General features: G+C 60.4%; 18 protein-coding genes and 1 tRNA gene. 10 read left to right on the top strand and 9 right to left on the bottom strand.

What is annotated here, in order from left to right:
• Window positions 1-16 precede the first annotated feature (16 nt).
• Complete coding sequence (locus HDF16_RS15905) at window positions 17-442, bottom strand: DUF1761 domain-containing protein (RefSeq protein WP_184218353.1); 426 nt, start codon at window positions 440-442, stop codon at window positions 17-19.
• Between the two features lie 212 nt (window positions 443-654).
• Here HDF16_RS15905 and HDF16_RS15900 point away from each other — a divergent pair, with 212 nt between their 5' ends.
• Both HDF16_RS15900 and HDF16_RS15895 read left to right on the top strand, forming a co-directional pair.
• Window positions 655-2,949, top strand: coding sequence for a DUF6600 domain-containing protein (locus tag HDF16_RS15900; RefSeq protein ID WP_184218350.1), 2,295 nt, complete (start codon window positions 655-657; stop codon window positions 2,947-2,949).
• 110 nt (window positions 2,950-3,059) lie between these two features.
• On the top strand, window positions 3,060-3,656 hold the full coding sequence (locus HDF16_RS15895) for a putative signal transducing protein (RefSeq protein WP_221312795.1): 597 nt from the start codon (window positions 3,060-3,062) through the stop codon (window positions 3,654-3,656).
• Between the two features lie 76 nt (window positions 3,657-3,732).
• Here HDF16_RS15895 and rpmA read toward each other — a convergent pair whose 3' ends face one another.
• Window positions 3,733-4,008 (bottom strand): 50S ribosomal protein L27, encoded by a 276-nt coding sequence (gene rpmA, locus HDF16_RS15890; protein ID WP_184218344.1) that lies wholly within the window; start codon window positions 4,006-4,008, stop codon window positions 3,733-3,735.
• A 54-nt stretch (window positions 4,009-4,062) separates the two neighbouring features.
• A complete protein-coding gene (gene rplU, locus HDF16_RS15885; protein ID WP_184218341.1) occupies window positions 4,063-4,386 on the bottom strand; it encodes a 50S ribosomal protein L21 in 324 nt (107 codons plus the stop codon).
• Window positions 4,387-4,835: 449 nt separating this feature from the next.
• On the opposite strand from rplU, the gene HDF16_RS15880 reads away from it, so the two are divergent.
• Together HDF16_RS15880 and HDF16_RS15875 are read left to right on the top strand one after the other, a co-directional pair.
• Window positions 4,836-6,182 (top strand): EAL and HDOD domain-containing protein, encoded by a 1,347-nt coding sequence (locus HDF16_RS15880; protein ID WP_184218338.1) that lies wholly within the window; start codon window positions 4,836-4,838, stop codon window positions 6,180-6,182.
• A gap of 180 nt (window positions 6,183-6,362) precedes the next feature.
• Window positions 6,363-8,435 carry a S53 family peptidase gene (locus HDF16_RS15875; protein WP_184218335.1) on the top strand — a complete coding sequence of 691 codons (2,073 nt, stop codon included), beginning with the start codon at window positions 6,363-6,365 and terminating at the stop codon, window positions 8,433-8,435.
• Window positions 8,436-8,498: 63 nt separating this feature from the next.
• On the opposite strand, the gene HDF16_RS15870 is transcribed toward HDF16_RS15875, so the two are convergent.
• On the bottom strand, window positions 8,499-9,536 hold the full coding sequence (locus tag HDF16_RS15870; protein ID WP_184218332.1) for an NAD-dependent epimerase/dehydratase family protein: 1,038 nt from the start codon (window positions 9,534-9,536) through the stop codon (window positions 8,499-8,501).
• 74 nt (window positions 9,537-9,610) lie between these two features.
• Between HDF16_RS15870 and dut the strand changes: the two genes are divergently transcribed.
• From dut to HDF16_RS15845, 5 genes are all read left to right on the top strand, one after another.
• Window positions 9,611-10,051 carry a dUTP diphosphatase gene (gene dut / locus HDF16_RS15865; RefSeq protein WP_184218329.1) on the top strand — a complete coding sequence of 147 codons (441 nt, stop codon included), beginning with the start codon at window positions 9,611-9,613 and terminating at the stop codon, window positions 10,049-10,051.
• Window positions 10,052-10,640: 589 nt separating this feature from the next.
• A complete protein-coding gene (locus tag HDF16_RS15860) occupies window positions 10,641-13,937 on the top strand; it encodes a ligand-binding sensor domain-containing diguanylate cyclase (protein ID WP_221312793.1) in 3,297 nt (1,098 codons plus the stop codon).
• Window positions 13,938-14,063: 126 nt separating this feature from the next.
• Window positions 14,064-15,740, top strand: a complete 1,677-nt coding sequence (locus HDF16_RS15855; protein WP_184218322.1) for a S10 family peptidase — start codon at window positions 14,064-14,066, stop codon at window positions 15,738-15,740.
• Window positions 15,670-16,176, top strand: a complete 507-nt coding sequence (locus HDF16_RS15850) for a DUF4112 domain-containing protein (protein ID WP_184218320.1) — start codon at window positions 15,670-15,672, stop codon at window positions 16,174-16,176. The genes HDF16_RS15855 and HDF16_RS15850 overlap by 71 nt, the downstream gene beginning before the upstream one ends.
• Window positions 16,177-16,246: 70 nt before the next feature.
• Window positions 16,247-16,323 (top strand) — tRNA-Pro (locus HDF16_RS15845).
• 45 nt (window positions 16,324-16,368) lie between these two features.
• On the opposite strand, the gene HDF16_RS15840 is transcribed toward HDF16_RS15845, so the two are convergent.
• Window positions 16,369-18,477, bottom strand: coding sequence for a phosphocholine-specific phospholipase C (locus HDF16_RS15840; RefSeq protein WP_246409159.1), 2,109 nt, complete (start codon window positions 18,475-18,477; stop codon window positions 16,369-16,371).
• A 178-nt stretch (window positions 18,478-18,655) separates the two neighbouring features.
• Window positions 18,656-19,525, bottom strand: a complete 870-nt coding sequence (locus HDF16_RS15835; protein ID WP_246409157.1) for a hydroxypyruvate isomerase family protein — start codon at window positions 19,523-19,525, stop codon at window positions 18,656-18,658.
• Between the two features lie 448 nt (window positions 19,526-19,973).
• Here HDF16_RS15835 and HDF16_RS15825 point away from each other — a divergent pair, with 448 nt between their 5' ends.
• Window positions 19,974-21,416, top strand: a complete 1,443-nt coding sequence (locus HDF16_RS15825; protein ID WP_184218310.1) for a M20/M25/M40 family metallo-hydrolase — start codon at window positions 19,974-19,976, stop codon at window positions 21,414-21,416.
• Window positions 21,417-21,650: 234 nt separating this feature from the next.
• On the opposite strand, the gene HDF16_RS15820 is transcribed toward HDF16_RS15825, so the two are convergent.
• From HDF16_RS15820 to HDF16_RS15810, 3 genes are all read right to left on the bottom strand, one after another.
• Window positions 21,651-23,090 carry a hypothetical protein gene (locus tag HDF16_RS15820; RefSeq protein WP_184218307.1) on the bottom strand — a complete coding sequence of 480 codons (1,440 nt, stop codon included), beginning with the start codon at window positions 23,088-23,090 and terminating at the stop codon, window positions 21,651-21,653.
• A 50-nt stretch (window positions 23,091-23,140) separates the two neighbouring features.
• Entirely contained in the window at window positions 23,141-23,446 is a 306-nt protein-coding gene (locus HDF16_RS15815) for a hypothetical protein (RefSeq protein ID WP_184218304.1), read from the bottom strand.
• Window positions 23,447-23,780: 334 nt separating this feature from the next.
• Window positions 23,781-24,959 (bottom strand): YeiH family protein, encoded by a 1,179-nt coding sequence (locus HDF16_RS15810; RefSeq protein ID WP_184218301.1) that lies wholly within the window; start codon window positions 24,957-24,959, stop codon window positions 23,781-23,783.
• Window positions 24,960-25,149: the final 190 nt, after the last annotated feature.

Genomic DNA, 25,149 nt, shown 5'->3' with positions numbered 1-25,149 from the left:
TCGCACATCGGCGGCTCTACTTCCAGACGGCCAATATCCCGCCAACGATCAGCAGACCTATAAACCAGTAGCCTGCATTGATGGCGAAGAGTCGCGGTGGACGGCTTTCGTAGATTCCCTGGGGGAACTGCGTCGCCGCATAGAAGCCTAGCCAGCTTAGAAATCCCACGAACGCTCCGCCTCCGAAGGACGCCGCTCCCGACCACAGGACGAAGTGGAGCAGCACGAACGCTACGAAGATATCGCCTATAAACGACGACACCATGCCAAGCACAAGCCCCTCCTTCTTGTCGGGGTTGGGCACGATGCCGAGCGCCGCCATCCAGGATTTGGCGAAGAGTGCGGGCGAATACCATACCGCGCCAAGGAACCATAGGATCAGCGCCGAGACCAGCACCGCAATGTAGTTGAAGTGGTGCAGGTGTTGAATGGATGTGTCCATCTGGGCCTCAAGCGGATAGATTTATGCAAAAGGGAGTGCGATGACTCTGTCGCGGGCTCAAGCCGCTGTCAAGGAAATATCGCGACCTACTCGCGATGCGATGGTCCGACCACGTGCTAAATATGTGCACGGCACTACTCTTCTTAAAAACCCGTGTTACATCCCACGTGATACAAACACGGTTTGACGCAGCACTACCGCGGAGGCACGACATGCAGATACGCAAGCTACTAAGGCCCACACTTCTTCTCTCTCTTCTCCCCGCGCTTTTGTCGGCCACGCTCTTCGCCCAGTATGACCAGAGCGACCCACCAGCCTCCATCGCCCGCATCGGATATCTGAACGGCAATGTGTCGTTACAGGCCTATGGTTCCGACCAGTGGGCCGACGCGCCGCAGAACTATCCGATGGTTGGCGGCGACCGCCTCTACACCGGGCCGGGTTCCAGGGCTGTGGTCCAGTTGGGAGGCGCGGAGATGCGCATCTGGCAGGCGACCGACGTCACACTTACCAATCTCTCCGACAACTTCGAGCAGATTGGCCTTGCTCAAGGCGCGCTTCGTCTGCGTGTCTTCCAGATGGAGCCCGGCAGCCAGATCGAAGTGGACACGCCCAACGGCGCGGCCCTCATCAATAGTCCCGGCGACTACCGCATCGAAGCCTTCGCTCAAGGGAGCGATCAGGGAGCCAGCTCTATCCTGACGATCAACTCGGGCAACGCGCAACTAACCGGGCCGAACATCAATCTGCCCGTATCCAGCGGCTACTCGGTCGGACTCTTTGGTCAGGATCCGGTTCAGCTTCAGTACCTCGACGTGCCCGACTATGACAACCTCGACTACTGGAGCATCTCGCTTGACCAGCGCCTACAGAACTCTGTGTCAGCGCGCTACGTAAGCCGTCAGATGGTCGGCTACGGCGATCTCGACGCTAACGGCACCTGGTCGCAGGACCCCGAATATGGCCCCGTCTGGTATCCCAAAAACGTTCCTTACGGATGGCAGCCCTACTCCACTGGCCACTGGGCCTACGTGCAACCGTGGGGCTACACCTGGGTCGATGACGCACCCTGGGGCTTCGCTCCCTTTCACTATGGCCGCTGGTCGCAGCGCGGAGACCGCTGGGGCTGGTTCCCCGGGCCGCCCGCAGTCCGTCCCGTATACTCTCCCGCGCTCGTCGCCTTCGTTGGCGGAGCGCCTGATGAAGGACGCCGTGGCGGCGGTGGCATCTCGATTGGCATCAGCTTCGGTGGTAGCGGCGGTGGCATCTCCGCATGGTTTCCCATTGGCGTCGGCGAGCCCTATGTCCCCTGGTACCGCTGCAGCCCACGCTACGCCCAGCGCGTGAACGAAACGAACGTGAACGTCAACGTGATCCACAACACGACCGTGGTGAACAACTACAACACCTACATCAATAAGACGGTCATCAACAACACGACCATTAACAACACCACCGTGAACAACACGGTCGTGAACAACTTCAACTACTCCAACCGTCGCGCCGTTACCGCGGTTCCGATCAACGCTGTCTCTTCAGGAGCATCAGTCGGTCGGCAGATGGTCCACCTCACGCCGCAGCAGCAGCAACAGGTGGCGCAGGCTCCCATATCCGTCCGGCCAACCGCTCCTCAGCCTGTAGCCGCTCATCCGTCCCTGGTGCCTGCGGTGAACGTCGCTCGGCCGGTGATGCGTCCGACGCTGATGACGCCGACCGGCCAAGCCGCACGCGCCGTAGCCAGCCCGGTCATCGCTCGGCCGGTGGCGGTCAACCAGTTGCCGCCTGCGCGGATCATGCCGCAGACGCCACCACCTCCACCCGCCGCTCCGAAGCCGGTGCAGCAGAACCGGGTCAACGCTCCAGTGAACGCAAGTGCGCCGATCCGGCCTGTCATTCAACCGGCGCCGGTTCAGAGGCCGGTTGGACAGCCCGTACAGCAACCTGTAGCAAGGCCGGTTGCTCAGCCAGGGCAGCAGCCTGTTCAGCAGCCGGTAACGAAGCCCGTCATTCAACCGGGGCCCACTACTAATCCCTCGCCCGTAACGCGGCCTGTTCCACAGCAGCCGGAAGCCCAACGTCCGGCACCTGTAGCCGCCCCGCCGGTTCAGAGACCAACTCCGCCACAGCAGCAGCAACCTCAACCACAGCCTCGGCAGTTCACGCCTCCGGAGCAGAGACCCATCACTCCAACTCCTCCGCAGGTCAATCGTCCTGCGCCGACGCCAACCCCGGCACCAACTCCAGCACCAGTGCAGCGGCCTGCTCCAGAGCAACAAGTACGCCCGGTCCAACCGCAGCAGCGGCCGGTTCCTCCAGCCCAGCAGGTAAAGCCGCAGCCCGAGCCAGTGCGCCCCGCGCCACAGGTTAGGCCGGTGACTCCACCACCGCAACCACAGGTTCAACCGCGACCGATTCCGCCACAACAGGTGAGGCCGCAGCAGAAGCCGGACGACCGGCTCGCGCCCAAGCCAAAGGATGAGCCGAAGCAGGATGAAAAGCCAAACTAAACCCCACTTCAACGGAAGAGCAAAGAGGCCTCGCTTAGACGAGGCCTCTTTGCTTGCGTTCCACCTGTAAGGAACCCGCTGAGCTACCATCGACCTCTATGGATGAAGATTTGAGAACACAGTTTGCCGCAATGTCCGACGACGAGATGCTCAGCCTCGGCACGCAATACGCTTCCCTCACTGATGACGCCCAGGCACTGGTCAGAGATGAGTTCAAGCGGAGGAATCTGGAAACACCGGACGTGGAGGAAGAGCCCCTCCCCGATGCGCTTCTCGGTGTGAAGACGATCCGCCAGTATCGCGATCAGGCAGAGGCGATGCTCGCACGCAGCGCTCTCGAGTCCTCAGGAATTGCATGCTTTCTGCGCGACGAAAACACGATCCGTGTCGACTGGCTCTGGTCCAACCTGATGGGAGGGATCCGACTCCAGGTCGCTGAAGCCGATGTGGAGGCTGCCGAAGCAGTTCTCTCCCAGCCGATCCCCGCAAGCGTTGAAGTCACCGGCGAAGCTGACTTTCGTCAGCCGATCTGCCCAAATTGCGGATCGCTCAACAGCCGATTCAACAATCTCGATGCCAAAGTGGCGGCGACTTCGATTCTGCTGCTTGGGTTTCCCGTTCCCGCTCCACCGGAGAAAGACTTCTGGCACTGCAACGAATGCGGGACGAGCTGGATCGATCAGGAAGACAGTCTCAGCCAGGAGTAGGGCCAGCGTCCTTCCTGCTGCAAACGCAAAGAAGCCCCGGATCTCCGGGGCTTCTTCAATCTGTTGACGAACAAATCTACGCCTGAACTGCGATCACTTCCGCCGGGTCGACGATGACGAAGCGGCCCTTTTGGCCACGATCGCGGAAGCGGACAACGCCCGAGACCTTCGCGAAGAGGGTGTCGTCTTTGCCGCGGCCAACGTTCAGACCGGGCTTCAGCGGTGTGCCGCGCTGACGAACGATGATGCCGCCGCCCAGGATTGCCTGGCCGCCGAATACCTTAACTCCGAGTCGCTGCGCGTTTGAGTCGCGACCGTTCTTAGATGATCCAAGTCCTTTTTTATGTGCCACTGTGTCGCCTCTTTCGCGCCGGCTATCAGCTCGTGCGCTCTGAATTTTGTAAGACTAAGCCTTGTAGGTCTGCCCGTTGACGAGGATCTCGTTGATCTTGACTTCAACGAAGTTCTGCCGGTGACCCTGCATCTTCTTGTACTGCTTCTTGCGCTTCAGCTTGAAGACCAGGATCTTCTCGCCACGGCCTTCGCCAAGCACCTGAGCGGTGACCTTCGCTCCGCCGAGTTCCGACTCGAACTTGCCCTCTTCGCCTGAGAAGGCGAGGACATCAGAGAACTCCATGATGCCGTTTTCGTGAGCGGTGCGCTCAATCTTCAACGTGTCGCCGGGAGCGACACGGTACTGCTTACCACCGGTGCGAATAACTGCGTACATAACGAAAAACCTCAAGCGTGGCAGAAATACGCCGCCGCTTCCTTCAAGAATTGTTCTGCCTGTATCCCTTAGTCCCTAATGGGTATGCCGGGTGGGCGCTCACAGACTGTCTCGTACCGATGCTGGCTCACACTCAGATCGCAGCTTTTACTCCGCCACCATCCAGATTCGCCAGCTTGCAACCAGACACACCAGTTGCAGCGCCAAACTCTATGAGTGTATCGAGGATTGAGCCGCAGGTCAATCCTCGATTGCGCCCGCCCTCTGTCCGGTACATCCGTAACTCTGGACGCCGAAATCCCGCTCTAGGTCGCGATTGGAAAAAAAATCCTGCCGATACTGGCTTTGTCACGGCCTCTCCGCGTCCGAAAGCCGCGTAGTCCCAGGATACCGCGATCCTGCCCGGCGCTAGAAGGCTGCCCAACTCTACCTACGAGGTCTTAGCCGTTATGAACTTGAGCCTGTTCACACCAAGCTGGCGCAGGAAGACCGAGATTGAGACAACGATCGCGATCGATGAACGCGTCAATGTCGTCAAGAACCGGCAGGCCATCGAGGGGAAGAAGAGCGATGAGCGACGCTTCATTGCCAGGCAGCCGATCCTCGACCGGGATCTTGCCGTCTGCGGCTATGAACTTCTCTTTCGCTCCGGTTGGGAGAACCGCTTTGTTGGCGACAGCGACGACGCCACCCGGAAGATGATCGCCGATGGCGCTCTCTATGGCTTCCACGACCTGACCCACGGAACTCCCGGCTTTGTAAACTGCACACGAGAATCGCTGGTGAACGGCCTGATCACTCTACTGCCGCGTTCGACCGTGCTTGAGATCCTTGAAACAGTGGTCGCGGATAAGGACGTTATCGCCGCCTGCAGCCGGTACAAGGCGATGGGATACAAGCTGGCGCTCGACGACTTCCGCATCAATGAGGGTACCCGTCCCCTGGTGCACCTCGCCGACTACGTCAAGGTGGACTTCCGACTTTCGGACGCAAAGGAGCGCCGGAAGATTCTCGAGCTCTTCCGGGGCAGAGAGACGGTCATGATCGCCGAAAAAGTAGAGACGGCACAGGAGTTCGAGATTGCCAAGGCAGAGGGCTTCCAGCTCTTTCAGGGCTACTTCTTCTGCATGCCGACTGTCTTCTCTAAGAAGCGAGCCCCCACGAACGGGGTCAATTATCTGTATCTGATCTCCGCGCTCAGCCAGGGTCACTTCGATGTCGCGCAACTGTCTCTGCTCCTTAAATCCGAGCCCACGCTCAGTTATCAACTGCTGCGTCTGGTGAATTCGGCGTCGTTTGGCGCGCCTCAGCAGATCCGCTCCCTGCAGGACGCCCTTGTGCTCGTGGGCGAAGTGAGATTTCGGAAGCTGATGATGAACGCGATCGCCACCGAGACCTGTCGCGACCGCTCCCGGGAGATGCTCGTCGATGTCCTGCACCGTGCCCGCTTTCTCGAACTCATGGCTCCGTTCACGCGCGAGAATCCCACCGAACAATATCTCTTCGGCCTGCTCTCGATGATGGATGTCATGCTGGGCATGCCAGTCGATGAGTTAATCCATGCCCTTCCACTTCGTGACGACGTGAAGGCTGCCGTCGCAGGAGCAGCGAACTCGGTAAGCACGGGATTGAACCTGTACAAGCATTACCGAAGTGCGGATTGGGCCTACTGCGCGACCCAGGCAAAGATGCTTCACATCTCGGAGACTGACTTGAGCGATCTGTATCGCAAGTCCCTGATACTCGCAGAGAAATCGGTCAACGCCGTTCGTGAAAAAGAAACTCTCGCGAGCTAACTGCCGACCCGCTTTGAGATAGCGGAATAGCTGCCATTGTTTAGAGTTCAGCGGCGATGAGCCAAAATAGAACAAAAATGCGGACAATAGCCTACACCAGTTTTTCCCAATTGTATAGACGGGTCATATTCCATAAGTTACCCTCCCGGTAGCTACCGTGTATTTGGAGGATGTAACTAAATGACCCTGGGCAAGATTTTCTGCTCCACCTTTCTGCTTGCAAGTTCGGCGATGCACGGTTCCGCCCTTCCTGCTCCATCCCGCACCGACGGTGTCACCTTAGCAAATAACCGGCCCAGATTCTCGTCGGCGGTAAGAGTCCTCGGCCCCGTAGAACCCGCCACTCAAGTCGAGGTGTCGATCTGGCTAAAGCCGCACAACAAGGCAGATCTGGATTACGTTGCCAGCGACCTCTACGACCCTAAGTCAGCCAACTATAGGCACTGGTTGACACCGGCAGAGTTCGCCTCGCGATACGCTCCTACGGCTGTTGAAGCTCAGACTATTCGCGATTTCTTTGCGTCCAATGGCCTGACTACCGTAGCCACTGGGCCGAACAACTTCTTCGTGCGCGCCCGAGGCACAGCCGCGGCTGTCGCCAGCGCCTTCCGTGTCACGCTCAACAACTATGAGGTCGATGGAAAGGTCATCCGCGGCAATGTGGAAGATCCCTTCGTCTCTGGCAAGGCCGCTCCCCTGGTGGCTTCAATCTCGGGCCTGGACAATATGGAGTACAGCCATCCTATCGCCGAGAAGACGACCATCAGCAGCCTTCCGATGACTGTCCTACCGCCGACTTCTCCCAAAGAGGGGACGCGCAAGACACTTGGCAGCGCCCCGCCGCCAACGTCGCCATCCGGGACTTCGCTGGCCTTCAACTCCCGCTGCTTCGTAGGCCAGACCTCGCAGACCTTTACGACCAGCGGAAGCCTTCCCTCGGCGACTTATACGGGCAACGAATATACGCCTTCCCCGGCGGGGTGCGGCTACACGCCGGACAATATCCGAACCGCCTACAACCTGAACGGCCTTTATGCTGAGGGATTCGACGGCACCGGCCAGACCATCGTAATCATCGACTGGTGCGGCTCGCCAAATGTGGTGAGTGACGCGAATGCCTTCTCGTCGCAGTTCAATCTGCCTCAATTGACCACCTCGAACTTTACGACCATCAACACCCCCGGGCCCTCCTTCTGCTCAGCTCCAAGCGCAGAGATCAATATGGACGTTCAGTGGGCCCACGCTGTCGCTCCGGGGGCGAAGATCGCTCTCGTCGTTCCGCCCAGCGCAAGCTTCCAGGACCTCGACCAGGCACTCTTCTATGCGGTGAACTATCAGCTGGGCAACGTCGTCTCCGGCAGCTACTTCAGCGAAGAGGTCTTCACTCCGTCTACGGTCCTTCAAACCGAAGAGTTCATCACGGAGACTGCGTCTGTGCTCGGCATCTCGACGAACTTCTCAACCGGCGACGCGGGCGATTTCACGAACGACATGCCCTGGGCTTTCCCGTCATCGGTGGCCGTTCCGGCCGCTTCTCCCTACGCGACCGCGGTCGGCGGGGTCTCCGTCGTGTTGAATACGAACAGCACCCTGGCATACCAGTGGGGATGGGGGACCAACGAAAATGTTCTTGCCCAGCAGGGTAAGGTGACGACTCCGCCCACTGGCACCGGCTTCTTTAATTTCGGTTCCGGCGGTGGCTCAAGCAGCTTCTTCCTGAAGCCATCCTTTCAGTCCAAGCTGCCCGGTAACAGTCGGCAGCTACCGGACGTGTCCTGGCTCGGCGACCCGTTTACGGGAGTCTACGTCGCCATGAGCCAGTCCACGTCCTTGCCAACGCTGCAGTACCAGGTTTACGCCGGAACCAGTCTTGCCTGCCCCATGTTCTCCGCACTTTGGGCGATCGCGAACCAGGCCGCTGGAACGCCGCTGGGGCAGGCTGCGCCGTACATGTACACGATGCCCGGCGCGACCATCACGGACATCCTGCCCATGGGCTTCAGGAGCAACGTCAGCGGAACGGTCCAGACCTCAACCGGAAAGACCGCCTATACAGCCGACCAGATCGCCGCTCCGCTCGAGGGGACAACCGCTTATATCAGTGCTCTCTGGGACTATCCACTGACTCCCAACACGGCCATCCTGCTGACCTTTGGCACGGACACGGGGCTCTCCGTCACCAAGGGATGGGACAACGTGACCGGAGTAGGCGTACCCAACGCTAAGCCTTTCGTCGAGTACTTCGGCCACTAACCGTCTCAACTTAAACATGAAGGCCGAACGCCACCGCGTTCGGCCTTCGTGTCTAAGGCATGCTTATGAGATCCATTTGAGCAGGCGGATGATTCCCATCGGAGCCGCCTTCGAGTGCGCCGAAACATCCGTGCGGGCATGAATCTCGGCACGCTGGGCGGCGTAGTAGCGATACGCCTCGATCATCATCGCTTCGTTGGTTAGAGTGGGAGCCCATCCGAGTTTGGCGCGAATGTGGCCCGTCGCAAAGATGAAGTCCTCGGCGATCATGCGGTAGTGATACGGTCCGAGCGGCGAGACCCCTAGCTTGTGCGCCAACTTCATGGCGAAGATCGTCGGTCCCTTGGGCAGCTTCGCCACTCTTGCCTTCGTGCCGGCGGCCTCGATCACAGACTGATAGACACGACCCAGCGAGACCACATTCTCTGACCCGATATGGAAGAGGTCCGACTCCGTGTAGTTGAGAGTCAGCACGCACGCCGTCGCCAGATCCTGGGCATAGATGAACTGGTAGCGGTTCGATCCTTCGCCCACCACCCAAACCTTGCGCCCATCCTGAATGAATTCGAAGAGGATCGCAAGCAGCCCAAGCCTTCCGGAGTCGATGATCGTCGGACAGCGGATCGTGACCACCTGCAGATCGCGCTCATAGTCCTTCAACAACTCCTCGGCGGCCAGCTTCGATCTGCCATAAAGCTCGACAGGATTGGGGAGTTCGCCTTCAACCACATCGTGGCCAAGGTTGCTGGCCCAGAGGCAGTTGGTCGAGATATTGACCAGCTTGGAGACTTTGAACTCGCGACAGGCGTCGGCGATGTTCCGGGTGCCATCAACATTCGAGGTCCAGAGCATGGTCTCGTCGATTGTGTCGTGGGCAAGCTGCGCCGCGCAGTGGAACACCGCATCGAACTTACCGTGCTCAAAGAGGGAGCGCAGCAGGCCGTAGTCACGAATATCGCCCTGGGTCGTGCCGAGACGCCCATGCGTGTCTACATCAGCGACCAGATCGATGTTGTGGCAGGTGTGGCCCTCGGTCAATAGCCTGCGTTTCAGGATGCCCCCGAAGAAGCCGGAGCCACCGGTAATCAAGATTCTGCTCATTCGTCTATGCCGTCTTCCATTCTATCTGGCCTTGCTTGGAGAGCGGACTGCGAGGTGTCTCGTAAACTGGGCAGATGCACCCTGTCATTCCGATCAAAATTAAGAAGCTGCACCACGAGGCAAAGCTGCCGAAGTACGCCCATACCGGCCCTTGGGGCGACCTGGCGGCCGATCTCTATGCCGTCCAGCCTGCAACGCTCGAAGCCGGTGCCACCGCCCTTGTCAGCACGGGCGTCGCGATCGAACTTCCTTCGGAGTATGGCGCGCTGGTCGAGGACCGGTCGGGCCTGGCCGTCCGCGGCGTCACCACGCTAGCTGGCGTCATCGATCCCGGGTACCGTGGAGAGTTGAAGGTGGTCCTGACCAATCTCTCCACCGCAGCAGTCGAAGTCGCGGCAGGAGACCGGATCGCCCAGCTTCGTCTGGTGCAGCGCATTGAGGCTTCATTTCAGGAAGTCGACGAGTTGGAAGAGGCTCCGCGCGGGTCAGGCGGCTTCGGCAGCACGGGAGCTTAGCCCGCTAAAGCACCCGATGGTATGTACCAATCTATGTACGAACCAGAGACCGTGAGCCGGCTGCTCAAGTCTTAACTTGGGGCGCAGAACGAGCGGAGAAGATGCGCCACTCAGAAATGACATCGTTATCATGAGCCGAAGCTAGCGAGATTACCCCTAACGTAATCGATAACTGCAACTTCTGGTTGATACCTGGCAGTCAGACGTGGCATAGCGCAAGGCAGCGCTCAACCGCGATGCTCATGTCACGCGACTTAGAAGCGTAATCCCTGCGGCCAGCCGCCCCAGACGACAAGATTCACCATGAATTTACGGAGTAACGAAGATTCGAACTACGTCCCATCGCAGTTCACAATGCGAAAGCAATCAAGTCCAGCTCAAAAAGCGTCAAACTGATTCGATAGATAGCGGCGGGCTCTTTTGAAGAGCATTTCTAACTTCGTAGCTCACCGCAGTCTTTGGATCGGGCAACTCTGCAATGGACGCCCGAACCTCAGAGAAATCCGACAGACACTCCATCAAGCAAAGATCCCAAAGGAACCGGATCGTGATCGCGCCACAACGGGAAACAAGTGAGGGCAGTCTGGCCATGCCGCGAGAGGTCATTCTCCGCGGACTGACGCGAGCCTGCGCCCAGGCTTTTCGCTCCCTGGGCATCGTGGTCTGGCTCTCGCTTACCGTGTTCGCAACTTCGAGCCTTACTCCGCTGCACGCGGAGCCTACGCATACCTCCCCTGCTCCCACAGCCATCATGGCCGGTGACGACATCTTTCAGCATCTCGCCGAAGGCAGCGGCCTTACGAGTCAGGTCATCTCGTCCTTCGCCGAGGCCAATGACGGCTTCCTGTGGATCGGAAGCCAGGGCGGGCTGCAGCGATGGGATGGCTACCGCCTGTGGACCTACAAGACGCAGCTCGGCAACCCCACTTCCCTGCCCGACAACCTGACGCAGGTCCTTCACCGCGATCCTTCGGGAACTCTGTGGGTCGGCACCAGCTCCGGTGGCCTGGCCAGCTACGACCAGCATCACGACAACTTTATCCGCTATCAAAAGAGCGTGAATGGGCCGGCTCCAGTGAATGTCCTGGCTATCGAAGACGATGGGCAAGGCAATCTATGGGTCGGCAGCGGCAGCGGGCTTGATCGCTTCGATACATCCACCGCGACCTACAGTCACATGCGGGCGGCGAACAGCGCGGGAAGCTCAATCGATACGGGATCAGTCCTGGCACTTCTCCGCTCGACTGACGGGACTTTGTGGATCGGAACCAACCAGGGCTTGCTGCGCAGCCCCGCCGGCCCCGAACAAGGCCACCTGGTCGAGCGAGTCAAGCTGGCGGAAAGTCGCCAGGACGCAGTCGCGATTGACTCCCTCTTCGCGGACAGCTCAGGAACTCTGTGGGTAGGTACGGATCACGGGATCTATCTCCTCGAGCGAGCGGTTTCGAAGGATCAAGCCGGCGGGTCATCCCCCGCACCCTTCATCGAAGCGACCACAGCCTATCGTCTCCCCGCCGACCGCTCGTTGCCGAGTTCGCTGTTCACGAGCCATATCGTGACGATCAGGCCCGACAATGACGGAAACCTATGGATCGGTACTCAGGACCAGGGGATCTTCATCGTTACGCCTGCGACCTGGGCCGTTCGCCATGTGGGCCATGACTCCACGCAGCCGACCAGCCTGTCCGACGATTGGATAGAAGGGATCTTCCTCGACAGCCAGGGAATCATGTGGATCGGGACTCGGCACGGCGTCAACTACATCGATACGACGCACCGGGCGATTGCCACCTTCCTCGGCGGCGACAGTCCCAACGTCGCTCTCCGCCACCCGGAGGTTTATTCCGTCTTCCCGCGCCGAGACGGGAGTATCTGGCTCGGCTACAGCAAGCACGGAATTGACATTCTTTCGCCGTCCGGACGCAGGATCGCGCAGCTGCCTAACGCCACGGGAACGTCCCCGGCCGAGACGGCCCACGCGCTTCCCGCGGGCACGATGGGCGCTATTCGCGAATCGGCGAACGGCGGTGTCTACATCATCACGCAGCACGGCCTGTACCTTGCGGAAAATGCCGATATTCCCAACGTCAACGCCCCGGACGCCCCCGCTCGGGCCGCTCGCTTCTTCCACCCCCGGCTCACGCGTCTTCCCATTGGCGCGGAGGCCGCGCAGGGACTCTTCCAGGTCCTTCCCGATCACGACTCACGGGGGCACGAGTTCCTGTGGCTGGGCGGGACGAATGGCCTGTGGACCTTCGATCCCTCAGGCAGCGGCCCTGCTGTACCCGCGCATCTCAAGAAGCCACTTACCGACCCAAGAATTCGAGTACTGCTGCGCGGGACCGGCGACGTGATGTGGGTAGGCACGCTGAATGGACTCAACCGGCTCAATACCGCGACCGGCGATGTCGACAACATTCCCGCCGATGAGGCGAATCCCCAGGGCCTGGGCGCGGGCATGATCTCGACCCTTCTGATCGACCGCAAGGGCCGTCTGTGGGTTGGAACCTTTACCGGAGGCATTGACCTGTTGCAAGGGATCGACGCCCAGGGCAGGGCGAGATTCCACCGGATCGTTGATGGTCTTCCGAACGATAACGTCGACCGGCTGTTGGAGGCGGACGATGGAAAGATCTGGGCGAGCACCGATGGCGGCCTCGCGGTCATCGATCCTTTCAGCTACGAGATCCGGGTGCTTGGCCGCGCTGAGGGTGCCTACATCCTTACTTATTGGGACGGCATCGGCGCCAAGACACCAAACGGCGATCTGCTCTTCGGCGGCTCGGGCGGACTGACGGTAGTGCGGCCATCGCTGGTAAAGCCGTGGATCTACCAACCCCCGATCGTCGTCACGTCGGCCCGTATCGGGCAGGTTGACGTTCCACTGTACCGCTTCAACAACGGGCCCAGCGAAGCCCCGGTGTGGATTCCGGCAGACCAGAACAACCTGACCGTCGAGTTTGCGTCGCTTGACTACACGGCGCCAGAACGCAATCGCTACGAGTACAAGATGGAGGGATTCGATCATGATTGGATCCCGGCCGACCCGACCCGCCGAGTACTCCGTTACACGAATCTCCCTCCGGGCCGATTCACACTGCTGCTGCGCGGATCGAACCGTGACGGCGTCTGGTCGCCCGCAAGGCGCATCAACATTCTCGTCCTTCCCACCTGGTATCAGAAGGCCTGGTTCCGTATCCTGGCGGCTGTCGTAATCCTGCTTTGCCTTTTTGGCATCTTCCTGCTCGCGACCGCTTATATGCGCCGCCAGCAGCGAGAGCTGGAACGCCAGGTCGCGCTGCGCACCGCAGAGCTTGAACAGAAGACGGTGGAGCTGAAGCAGAGCCAGCAAAAGCTCGAGCACATGGCCTACACGGACAGCCTGACCGGTCTGCCCAACAGGCGCATGTTCACCGAACACTTCCGCCGCCTGCTCGCGCTGAAGCGCCGTCAGCAGGGAACGTTCGCTCTGCTTCTGATGGACTTCGACGACTTCAAGAGCATCAACGACACCTACGGCCACGACGCCGGCGACGCCGTTCTGAAAGAGATGGCCGTTCGCATGAGTGCAGTGGTTCGAGAGTCCGACTGCCTGGCGCGTCTAGGTGGCGACGAGTACGGGCTTGTCCTCGGCCAGTCTCCCGACGCGGAGGCCACCGAGATGGTCTGCCAGAAGATCGTCGAGAGCTTCGCCGAGCCAATCCTCTTCCGGGGCGCCGAGCTCAGGACCTCTCCCAGCATTGGAGTCGCTCTCTATCCGGCTGACGGGAAGACCCAGGACAGGCTCTATAAGACGGCCGATCTAGCTCTCTACGAAGCCAAGCGCGGCGGCGGCAACAGCTACGCCTGGAGTCCCGGAACATCCCCGCAGGTTCAACTCCAATAGCCAGCGCCTCACTGTCCCTAAACAGATCTAAGACAACTGTCTCCGCCGGATTTGTTACTCTTCAGACTTCAACCCAAGTCAGGCCGCCAGGCCAGCACAGTGATGGGTTTCAGGAGAGAGTCAACGATGAGCAAGTGGTCACGTTCCGTCGGCAGTCTGGTCGCAGCCGCAGTTCTTACGAGCACCGTCCTAATGGCGTCCGCCGAAGACAAGAAGTCGGACAAGAAGGACGAGAAGGTTGTGGTTTCGGGAACTCCCGCCGACAAAGACGCTGCTATCGTCCAGGACTCGACCACCGAAGGTTCGGTGACGCTCGCCGCGGGTGGAACAGTCAACTATCGCGCCGTTGCTGGAACGCTGACAGTAGGTGCGACCGACCAGCAGGACGCCACGCTCGGCCTCGACGGCAAGCTGCTGCCTGACTCCGGCGAAAAGGCTCCCGACAAGGACAAGCCTGAGGACGCTCCTGCCACCGCGCGCATCTTCTACACGGCTTACTTCAAGAAGGACGCCAATGGCGAGAACCGCCCCGTCACTTTCCTCTACAACGGCGGCCCCGGCTCCGCCACGATGTGGCTGCACATGGGTTCCTTCGGCCCTCGCCGCGTGATCACCACCGATACCGAACATGACGCTGCAGCTCCCTACAAGATCGTCAACAACACTTACACCCTGCTCGACGTCAGCGACCTCGTCTTCATCGACGCGCCAGGTACCGGCTTCAGCCGCATATTCGGCAAGGACAAGGAGAAGGCTTTCTGGGGCACCGACCCGGACGCGCACGCCTTCGAGCGCTTCATTCGTCGCTTCCTGACGAAGTACGATCGCTGGAACTCGCCCAAGTATCTCTTCGGCGAGAGCTACGGAACGCCGCGTTCGGCCGTGCTGAGCGCCGACCTGCAGAACATCGACCTAAATGGCATCGTGCTGCTCTCGGCCATCCTCAGTTTCGACAACAGCATTGACGGCCCCGTCCTGAACCCAGGCGTCGACCAGGCCTACGCTCTTGGGCTGCCCACCTTTGCGGCGACGGCGTATTACCACCACAAGCTGCCCACGCAGCCTGCGGCGCTCGAGCCGTTCCTTGCCGAAGTGGAGAAGTTCGCTCTTGGCGAGTACATGACCGCACTCCTGCAAGGTTCCGACCTCACCGACGCGCAGAAGCAGGCCATGGCAGAGAAGCTTCACGGCTACACTGGCCTCCCCGTTGCGTATCTGCTGAAGGCAAATCTTCGCGTCTCCGGCGGCATGTTCTCAAAGGAGCTCCAGACCGATCAGGACACAACCACCGGTCGTCTCGACTCCCGCTACAAGGGCCCGGATATCGACCCGCTGAGCGAGAGTGCCGACTACGATCCCCAGAGCAACGCCATCAGCTCCGCATATATGACGGCGATCAACGCTTACATGCGCAACGAGCTGAAGTTCGGCAAGGACTGGACTTACAAGCCCGGTGCTTACATGGACTCCGACTTCCAGTGGGACCTCCGCCACCAGGCTCCAGGCGGACCTCCCATCGGTTCGGGTGAGGGTGGAACCAACGTTATGCCCGACCTCGCCTACACGATGAAGTCCAATCCCAAGACGAAGGTCTTCCTTGCCGGCGGCTACTACGACCTGGCAACGCCGTACTTCGAAGGCAAGTACGAGATGCACCACCTGCCCATTCCGCAGAAGCTGCAGGCCAACATCAGCTACCACTACTACCAGGCCGGGCATATGATCTACGTCAATGACAACATCCTCCACCAGTTCCACGACGATCTCGCCACCTTCATCAAGTCGACTGAATCAGCACATTGATCTGCTGGCTCACCTTCTCGATGACTATTTCCGGATTCCGGGAACGTCGGTACGCTTCGGGATCGCTGGCATTATCGGGCTGATCCCGGGCGTCGGCGATGTGCTGGGCGGGGTGATTTCGTGCGTGATCGTACTGGCGGCGTGGCTTAACGGGGTGCCGAACGTCACCATTGCCCGCATGGTGGCGAACGTCGCCATCGAGGTGGTGGTCGGAATGATCCCCTTCGTTGGCGACATCTTTGACATCGCCTTCAAGGCCAACCGCCGGAACTACGCCTTGCTTGCGGGAAGCCTGCAGATGGTGCCGCGTGACACCACCCGCGACTGGCTCTTCTTCGGAGCGATCGGCCTCTTCATGCTGGCGCTGACGATGATCCCGGTCTTCCTCATGGCGAAGCTGATCAGCATGATGGTGTTGTCGGGAATGCACCGCTAGGGTTGCCGTCGCCGGGAGTGCAAAACAAGCGGCGGAAATTGGCTGGAAATACGCTATCCTAGAAGAGTGTCGGGGCGTAGCGCAGCCTGGTAGCGCATCTGCTTTGGGAGCAGAGGGTCGGGAGTTCGAATCTCTCCGCCCCGACCAATTCCTTCCCTTCCCTCTCAAATCCTATTTCACTGAACCTGGGCCTCAGGCGAGGCGGGTGTCTCCGTATCCGGGATCGCTTGACGACGGTCTGCCGTCCTCGATATGGCCTGCGAATCGCCTAAGAAGACCGGGTTCGGTTTGTACTGTGACTGATAGATCGAACCAGCCCTGGCTGGCTGAGGCGTCGTGCGGGATGTCGAGCGATTGATGAGGCTGCAGGGTAAGAGTGCGTGGCGCTGCCTTCCCATAGCGATCGTGGATGGTGACCACGGCAGGCTGCGACCCCTTGTTCTCGAGGGCGACCGTACATGACCGTTTGCCATGCACGCCGCGTAGCTTCGCCTCCAATTCGGTGCCAGACTCGTGCGAACCTGAGGCCTCGCAATGAGCTCCGTTGGGACCTTGAACGATGAGGCAATAGGGCGCGTCTACCGCAGTAGTCCAGAGGTCGGAGAGTGTGTCGCCAGATGCGACGGTGTAACGGCGTGGCTCCTGATTTGGCTGGTCTTCGCGATAGACGTAAAAGGCTGCGCCTGCCTTGCCTTGATTGACGAGTGAGAGCTCGACCGAGCGGGCGGAGTGGTCCACCTGGCAATCTACGTAGAACTCGTATGGGAGAGCGCGGGCGGGACGGACTCCGGGCTCCTGCTCTGGCATGGCTTGAACCACCGGCACCTGGTAAGGCTGATGCTGTGAGAGCACGGCCTGCGGCGGCTTAAGCGAGAAGACGCGTCCGGTTGCGGGCTTGTGAGTGAAGTCAAATGCGGAGGTCAGGTCGCCGCAGACGGAACGCCGCCACTGGCTGATGTTGGGCTCGCTCACCCCGAAGCGCGCCTCGAGAAACTGCAGAACCGAGGTGTGATCGAAGACCTGCGAGCAGACCCATCCGCCAGTGCTCCACGGGGAGATGACGAGCATGGGGACGCGCGGCCCAAGGCCGACTGGTTGCAGGCCGGCTAGGTCGGCTTCCGGCAGCTTCGAATCGAAGGTGTGGTCGATATGGTCGACATCGAGAAGCTCGTCGCGGAGACTCTCGGTCAAGCCTGCTGAGACCAGGCCGTTCTTGTTTCTGCCTGCGGGGACGGGAGGCATCGGTGGAACCACGTGATCGAAGAGGCCGTCGTTCTCGTCGTAGTTGATGAGAAAGACAGTGTTGCTCCAGACCTCCGGCGATGCGGTCAGAGCGTCGAGGACGAGGCTGATGTAGTGAGCTCCGTCGGTTGGGGAGGCCTCCGGGTGCTCGCAGTACTTATAGGGCGCTACGATCCACGAGACTTGCGGAAGGTGGCCAGTGACGACGTCGTTGCGGAAGTCGCGCAGGGTGTTGGTCGAGACGCCTTTCTGGACGAGGGAGCTATCGGGCTTCGCTCCTTCGGCGACCTGGAAGTTGGAGAAGAATTCGAGCGAGTTGTCGGTGTAGTTGTCGGTGGGAGTGCCGGGTTCGCCGCTGCCGCCCTGGTAGACCTTCCAGGAGACGTTAGCCTTCTCCAGACGCTCGGGATAGGTCGTCCAGGTGTATCCGTTCTTCTCGCCGCGTTCTTCGATGCCCGGGCCGTTGGGCTTCACTCCCAAGCGATTGGCTGGGTCGATGGTGCCGCTCCAAAGGGCGATACGGTTGGGTGCGGTATTGGCGTGGATGGAGCAGAAGTAGGAGTCGCAGACCGTAAAGGCGTCGGCCAGAGCGTAGTGGAAGCTGACGTCCTCGCGCTTGAGGTGGCCCATGGTGAGGGTGTCCTGCTTGGCGTTGACCCAGCGGTTCCAGTGGCCGTTGTTCCATGCCTGGTGGCCGCTGCTCCAGCCATGATCCGTGCCGGCTTGGTACTCGGTGGTGAGGCGGGGGTTCAGGTAGAAGGGCAGGACGTGCTCGACACCGGGAGTGAGGCCGCGGGCTTGATAGTGCTTGGTGAAGTTGGTCGCGACGGGCTGGTGCCAGACGGAGTTGCCGCCGGGCATCCTGGCCGGACGTGGATCGGCGAAGCCGCGCACGCCGCGCAGGCTGCCGAAGTAGTGATCGAAGGACCGGTTCTCCTGCATGAGGATGACGACGTGCTGAACATCCTGAATGGTGCCGGTGACGCGCTTCGCAGGAATGTTGAGCGCGCGGGCGATGCTGGGAGACAGCATGCTGAGCCCCATGGAAGAGGCTGACATCTTCAAGAACTCACGTCGGTTGTTGACGGGCATCGGTTACCTCAGCCGCTAGTTTAGCGGGCGAGGAGCCACAGATGGTTGCGGGAAGGTTTATGTTTGCGGCTTTGGACTGGATCAACGCAAGCATGGGTTTGATTTGTTCCGGCTGATACAGCGCGCCACTTCTTGTCGCGCAAGGTCACACGTCGCAGAGGTCGACGGCCTGACGGAGCGAGGTGAGCGGGTCGCGGGTGGGGACGAACTCGTGGGCTACGTAGCCGGTGAAGCCTGTGTCTGCGATGGCGCGCATGACGGCGGCCCACTGGACTTCCTGGGTGTCGTCGAGTTCGTGGCGGCCGGGGACACCGCCCGTGTGGTAATGGCCCAGCCATTGATGGTTGGTGCGGATGGTGGCGATGAGGTCACCTTCCATGATCTGCATGTGGTAGATGTCGTAGAGCAGCTTAATGCGCGGAGATCCTACCTCTTCGCAGACGCGGACGCCCCAGGCGGTGTGGTCGCACATGTAGTCATGGTGGTCGCGCTTGCTGTTGAGCAACTCCATGTTGATAGTGACGCCGTTGTCTTCGGCGATGGGCTTGAGGCGCTTGAGACCAGCGACGGTGTTGCGCGCGCCTTCATCGTCGGACAGGCCTGCACGTAGGCCGGAGAAGGTGATGACGTTGGGGACGCCTGCCTTTGCGGCCAGCGGGATGTTCTTGCGGAAGGCGGCTTCGATGGCGGCGTGGTTCTCGACGCGGTTAAGGGCCTGGTTGATCTCTCCGCCACCTGCGTAGCCCATGGTGCAGATGAGGCCGTAGCGCTTGGGGATCTCCCACTCGTCGAGGTTGAGGAGGTCTATGCCTTTGAGGCCCATGGCTGCGGCTGCGGTGCAGAGGGTGTCGAGAGGGATCTTCTGGTAGCACCAGCGGGAGACGGATTGATGGATGCGGTTGTGACGGGGCTTCTCGGCGTGGGCGGCTAGCGGGTTCAGCGGGAGGGTTGCGGCGGTTGCGGCGGCGGTCTGGATGAGGCGGCGGCGGGTCATGGGGTTCGAACTTTGGATCAAGAGAATGGTCTCCGTGGCGGTTAGATGACTTTACTCCTGCAGTGTATGGGTGAGGAAAGACCGCGGGTTCCGTGGCGGAAAGGGGCGAACGGTATGGGTGATGTGCGCGGTGCCGGGGTCCTTCGCTGCGCTCAGGATGACGGGTTCAAAGGGATGGTTGGCCTTGGGACTCTGAGGTGGTGGGGCAAGCGTTGGTGGCAGGGAATGCAAAGCAGGTCCTTCGACTGCGTTCGCCGCGAGGGCGCAACGAACTTCGCTCAGGATGACAGGGTTGATGTAACTCAGGATCACAGGCTGATGGAAGGAGCGCAAGTAAGAGCAAAAGCAGATTCCCTGCGGGAATGACAAACGTAAGGGGTTGTCGACAAAAAATGAGTGGCTCGGATGAGATTATCTTTACATTCACATTTCTGTTTCGACTTGGAGGCCTGTCCTGAATATTCATCGGTTGCGTTCATCGGTTGCGCTGCTTGCGGTTTCGTCGTTTGGTGTTGCGATTGGGCAGAAGCCGCTCTCGGAGACGTATAAGCCGGCGGCGGACAAGCTGATCTCGGCTTCGCTGGCGGATACGGAGGGGTATGCGAACCTGACGTATCTTTGCGACCACATCGGCAAGCGCATCAGTGGCAGCGAGCCTCTGCTGCGGGCGATTGCGTGGAGCTCGGACCTGATGAAGAAAGAGGGTCTCGAGAATGTGACGACGCAGAAGGTGATGGTGCCGAAGTGGGTAAGAGGCAAGGAGTCGGGAGCGATTGTGGCTCCGGTGACCAAGCCGCTGCACATGCTGGGGCTGGGGATGAGCGTGGGGACTGCTCCGGGTGGCATCACGGCGGAGGTCGTGGTGGTATCAAACTTCGACGAGCTGAAGAAGCTGGGCGAAGCGGGCGTGAAGGGGAAGATCGTCGTCTACAACGCTCCGTATGAAGGCTATGGGCGGACGGTGATGTATCGCGTGGCGGGAGCTTCGGAGGCGGCGAAGCTGGGAGCGGTCGCGATGCTGGTGCGTTCGATTACGCCGCTGGCGATGCAGACTCCGCATACCGGGACTCTGGGGTACGACGAGAAGGTAGCTAAGATTCCGGCGGCGGCGATATCGCTGGAGGATGCCATGATGCTGGCGCGGCTGGCGACTGAGGGCGTGCCGGTGAAGGTGCACCTCGACATGGAAGCGCATATGGAGCCGGATCAGGAAGCGGCGAATGTGTTCGGGGACATTGTGGGGTCGGAGAAGCCGGAGGAGATTGTTGCTCTGGGAGGGCACATCGACTCTTGGGATGTTGGACAGGGCGCGCAGGATGATGGATCGGGCATCATGGCGACACTCGAGGCGGTCAACCTGATCAAGAAATCCGGGCTGAAGCCGAAGCGGACGATCCGGATCGTCTTCTGGGTGAACGAAGAGAATGGCGACCGCGGCGGCGAGGCCTATGAGAAGGCTCTGGCGGGCAAGACGGGAACGCACGTCGCGGCGATTGAGATGGATGGCGGAGCGGAGAAGCCGGTGGGGTTCGGGTATGGATCGCCGGGGCGGCGGAGGGCTACGCCGAATGCTCCTCAGACCGGGCCGGAGTTGAGCGAGGCGGAGATGCACTCGCTGGAGCTGCTGAAGGATATTGGAACGCTGCTGAAGCCGGTGGAGGCAGATACGATTCGGCCGGGTGGTGGCGGGTCGGATATTGAACCGCTAATGATGGCCGGGGTTCCGGGGCTGGGCGAATTGACGACGGCAGCACACTATTTCGACTGGCACCACACCGAGGCGGACACGCTGGATAAGGTCGATCCGGTGGAGTTTCGGAAGAACATCGCGTCGCTGGCGGTGATGACGTACGTGCTGGCGGACATGCCGGAGAAGCTGGCCGGGCACAAGGGGCCGGGTACGGAAGATTAAGCCTATAGGCCTATCAGGGCGCAAGTCATTTGCTTTGAGAGGTTTACGAAGAAAAAATCTGCCCAAATCATTGATAACAAAGGAGTAATTCCTTAAATAACTACAAACAGAAGGCTTACTAGCCATTATCGGATATTTGGGAGAAAAGCCCCGGGCGCTTGCCCGGGGCTTTTTGAGTTTGGCGAAATCTGGAGCGGGCCTTCAGCCCTTCTATTCGGGTGTGGTCGCGTCACTCTAGGGTACGAGTTCGAATTGCTGGATAGCGATGTGGGCTCCGGCGCGGGAGCGTTCGGCGGCAGGTTTGAGGACGACGACGATCTCGTCGAACTGCTTTTGGTGGATGCTGCGTGGGATCGGGAAACGCAGGAGTTCGTCGACGGGGGCGCGGTTCAGGGTCGCTTTGCCTTCGCGGCTTGAAGCGAGGGTCTGAGTTCCGAGAGATAGGGTCGTGGAGTCCTTAGTTCGGGCGTTTTTGAGGAGGATCTCGACGGCGATCTCGCCCGGGCGGTCGTCAGCATTGCGTAGGGCTAGGCGGAGGGCGGAGCAGCAGTCGAGGCTGACGGAGGTGCCGAGTTTCTGGTGGGCTTCCATCTCGAGCGGGAGGAAGTCTGTGGAGCGGATGTTCACTTTGGCGGGATCGCCCTGGGTTCGGCGGGCGTCGGGTCGGGGATGGCCGTCCTGCGGTTTGAAGTACCAGTAGACGCCGTCGAAGGGGATGATGACGGGGTGGGCGATGGCTCCGGAGAAGTGCTGCTGGCTGGCGGGTGGGGGCGGGATGAGCTTCTCGTGGGGCTTGGCGGGGAGAACCAGGACTACACCGGAATACTCCGACGCGCGGGAAGTTCTCTGGAGGACGGACTTGGGAAGTACTTCCGCGGGTGGAATGAGGCTGTGACGGATGAAGTTGTCGATGGCGTGAGCGAAGCCGCTGTGCTGGAGGTAGGGAATGAGGGCCATGACGAGGAGGAGGAAGACGACGAAGGAGTCTGCGGCGAGGGGACGAATGGGGATGCGGAGGTTTTGTGATGTCTCGGCGCGGAGGGGATAGATGGAAGCAATGAGGGCGGCGCTGAAGGCGAAGAGCAGGCCGGAGCGGAAGGGATAGTGGGCGACGAGCGCGAGGATGGCGAGCTCAAAGGCGACGGCAGCGGCTCCGGCGGGGAGGACGGTCTTCAGGAGCGGTGGCGGGTCTTCGACGTGGAAGAGATGCGGGGTGAGTTTGGGCTCGCCTGCGATGGCTAGCTGGAGTGCTGAGCCGAGGTTCGAGCGCTTGAGGAAGAGGACGGCAGAGGCGGAGATGAGCGGAGGGACGAGGGATGTCCAGGGGGATCGCTCGCGGGCGAGGACGGTCATCAACGGCAGCCACGCGGTGCTGACCCAGATAGCGGCGATAAGGTAGATGACGGGGAAGGTGAGGTAGTCGCGCAGAAGGCGGCAGACCGACCAGATGGTGAAGGAGTGAACGCAGGCGGCGATCAGCAGGTATAGGAAGGCGAAGAAGAAGACGCTGGGCCAGGTAAGCGACGGCTGCGCGGGTGGAGTGCAGCAGAGGTAGACAGCACCGCCGGTGACGAGGATGCTGCCGAGAAGAGGGATGGTAAGGGCGCCGGGGCTCTGGTCTTCCTGGCGATACTCGGGGTGGCGGTATTCGGGTAGAGGGTGGATCGCGTCCATGGGAGGGGGCTCCTGGGTGCGAATTTACTTGCCTCTAGCTTGCCACGGATTCATGGCTGAACCGAAAACTTTACGGCAGAGACGATGTTGTCTCCGGTGGTCACCCAGGTGACGTCGTGCGGGGCGACCTCTTTGCCGTCGCGGTAGACGTGGAGGTCAGAGCTGCGTGTGGGGCAGGCGACACTTCCCTCCCCCTTATCTCCGACCTGGGCCTGGGTGTCTGCATCCGCGGATGAAGCGCAGGTCAGGGATACGGTTCCTGTATAGCCGTGCGCAACGGTGACATTAAAGGCGCGTTGTTTGTTGCAACTGGCGAGCAGGAAGATGCTGAGGACTACAGGTTTCAAGAGTGTCATGGGTAATGGCAATCCTACACGGAGGGGAGGTTGTGGGATTTGTTTTTTGTGGGGGTAGTTCCAAGTTGGAAGGACAATGCCCATGCGGGGGTTTCTCCACTGCAAAGGCGAAAGCAGGTCCTTCGACTGCGGCGCTGCGCGCCTTTGCTAGGGATGACACGGTTTGGGGCAGAGGGTCCACATCTCATGGGAGAGATAAGGCGATGCACGAAGCCGACAATAAGTACAGAAGCAGATCCACTTCGGGGATGACAAAGAGTCGGCCAAAAGAGTGGGTTGGTGGGTATATCCCACATCTCAGAACCGAGATGTGGGGCACCCGCCATCCAGTTGTCTAGAGGTGGTAGAGGTGGTCGGCTCCTAAGACTAGGGCTAGGGTGATGGCGGCTATGGCTACCTCGCCGAGAGCTCCGACCAGGAATGGTCTTGCGCCTTGTTTGAAGAGGTCGCGGAGGTTGGTGCGGAGGCCTACTCCGGCGAAGGTGAGCAGGAAGGCCCAGCGGCTGAGATTGCCTAGCGCGAGGAGTTGGGGCTTGGTGAAGCCGAAGTGAGCGTAGGCGGCTAGGTGGGGGTAGAGTTTGGGGTCGAGCGTGCCCAGCGTGGCTAGCAGCGAGATCAGGATAAAGCCGAGGACGAACTTGGGGAACTTGTTCCAGAGGAAGGCGGCCTTGTGCTGGAGCTGCGCCTGGTTGGCGGCAGAGGCCAACCCTTTGCGCGCCCATGCGATGGCGTAGCCGAGGACGACGAAGCCGATGAGAGCGTTGCGGCAGGTCTTGGCGAGGACGGCGAACTTGCCGGCGGTATCGGAGTAGAGGGCGCCGGCGGCGGTGGCTTCGGCGGTGTTGTCGACGGCGAGGCCGGCCCAGATGCCGTAGGCGTGGTCGGACATGTGGAGGGCGTGGCCGATGGCTGGGAAGGCGAAGAGGCTTATCGCTCCGAGGGCGAGAATGGCGGCGATAGCGGTGGAGGTGTCCTGCTCGTCGGCGTCGATGGAGCCCTGCGTGGCGATGATGGCGGAGACACCGCAGACGGAGGAGCCGACGGCGAGAAGCGTGGTCAGCTTGTCGCTGAGTTTGAAGGCGTGGCCGAGCCAGGTCATGAAGGCCAGCGACAACGTGAAGGCGATTGCGACCAGGACGAGGGAGATGCCGCCCAGCTTGAGGATGTCGCCGAGGAGGAAGCGCGCGCCGAGCAGGATGATGCCGGCCTTGAGCCAGAACTCATACGTCGCGACTCCAGGCCGGAAGATCTTTGGCAGGCCGATGGTGTTGGCGATGAGGATACCGAAGATGATGGCCCACATGACGTACTCGATGTTAGGAAAGGGGATGTGGTCGGTCTTGGCCCAGGTGTTGATGGCGTGCTCGACGAACTTGCCGGCGTAGCCGACTACGAAGAGGAGGAGGACGCCGGGAATGAGGCCGAGGAGCGATGTCTTCTGCTCCGGGACGGCGTGGGGGGCGTGCGGAGGGTAGGACTCGCGCAGGTCGGGAAGTGTATTGGAGACGGACATTTTTCTTGCTCCTGAACTTATACGTCCCACATCTCAAAGGCGAGACGTGGGCACCCGGTTACCAGGTGATGGTCTTGAAGACGCCTAGTTTGATGAGGAGCGCGAGACCGAGCGAAAGGATGACGGCCCAGGTGTCGAGAGAGAGAAGCGGCTTTCTGGCTTCGGATGACATGAGTTTGTTCCTTCTGGA

Origin of the sequence: Granulicella aggregans (assembly GCF_014203275.1) — a bacterium.
GTDB lineage: Bacteria > Acidobacteriota > Terriglobia > Terriglobales > Acidobacteriaceae > Edaphobacter.
Note: the sequence above shows the minus strand (reverse complement) of the source record. Positions and strands in the feature narration are given on the sequence as shown.

Bases quoted from the DNA above. Each gene is read 5' to 3' on its own strand.
- HDF16_RS15900 (WP_184218350.1), top strand. From the start codon at position 655: ATGCAGATACGCAAGCTACTAAGGCCCACACTTCTTCTCTCTCTTCTC.
- HDF16_RS15815 (WP_184218304.1), bottom strand. From the start codon at position 23,446: ATGACACTCTTGAAACCTGTAGTCCTCAGCATCTTCCTGCTCGCCAGT.
- HDF16_RS15820 (WP_184218307.1), bottom strand. From the start codon at position 23,090: ATGGACGCGATCCACCCTCTACCCGAATACCGCCACCCCGAGTATCGC.
- HDF16_RS15880 (WP_184218338.1), top strand. From the start codon at position 4,836: ATGAACTTGAGCCTGTTCACACCAAGCTGGCGCAGGAAGACCGAGATT.
- HDF16_RS15855 (WP_184218322.1), top strand. From the start codon at position 14,064: ATGAGCAAGTGGTCACGTTCCGTCGGCAGTCTGGTCGCAGCCGCAGTT.
- HDF16_RS15850 (WP_184218320.1), top strand. From the start codon at position 15,670: ATGACAACATCCTCCACCAGTTCCACGACGATCTCGCCACCTTCATCA.
- HDF16_RS15840 (WP_246409159.1), bottom strand. From the start codon at position 18,477: ATGTCAGCCTCTTCCATGGGGCTCAGCATGCTGTCTCCCAGCATCGCC.
- HDF16_RS15870 (WP_184218332.1), bottom strand. From the start codon at position 9,536: ATGAGCAGAATCTTGATTACCGGTGGCTCCGGCTTCTTCGGGGGCATC.
- HDF16_RS15875 (WP_184218335.1), top strand. From the start codon at position 6,363: ATGACCCTGGGCAAGATTTTCTGCTCCACCTTTCTGCTTGCAAGTTCG.
- HDF16_RS15810 (WP_184218301.1), bottom strand. From the start codon at position 24,959: ATGTCCGTCTCCAATACACTTCCCGACCTGCGCGAGTCCTACCCTCCG.
- dut (WP_184218329.1), top strand. From the start codon at position 9,611: ATGCACCCTGTCATTCCGATCAAAATTAAGAAGCTGCACCACGAGGCA.
- HDF16_RS15905 (WP_184218353.1), bottom strand. From the start codon at position 442: ATGGACACATCCATTCAACACCTGCACCACTTCAACTACATTGCGGTG.
- HDF16_RS15860 (WP_221312793.1), top strand. From the start codon at position 10,641: ATGCCGCGAGAGGTCATTCTCCGCGGACTGACGCGAGCCTGCGCCCAG.
- rplU (WP_184218341.1), bottom strand. From the start codon at position 4,386: ATGTACGCAGTTATTCGCACCGGTGGTAAGCAGTACCGTGTCGCTCCC.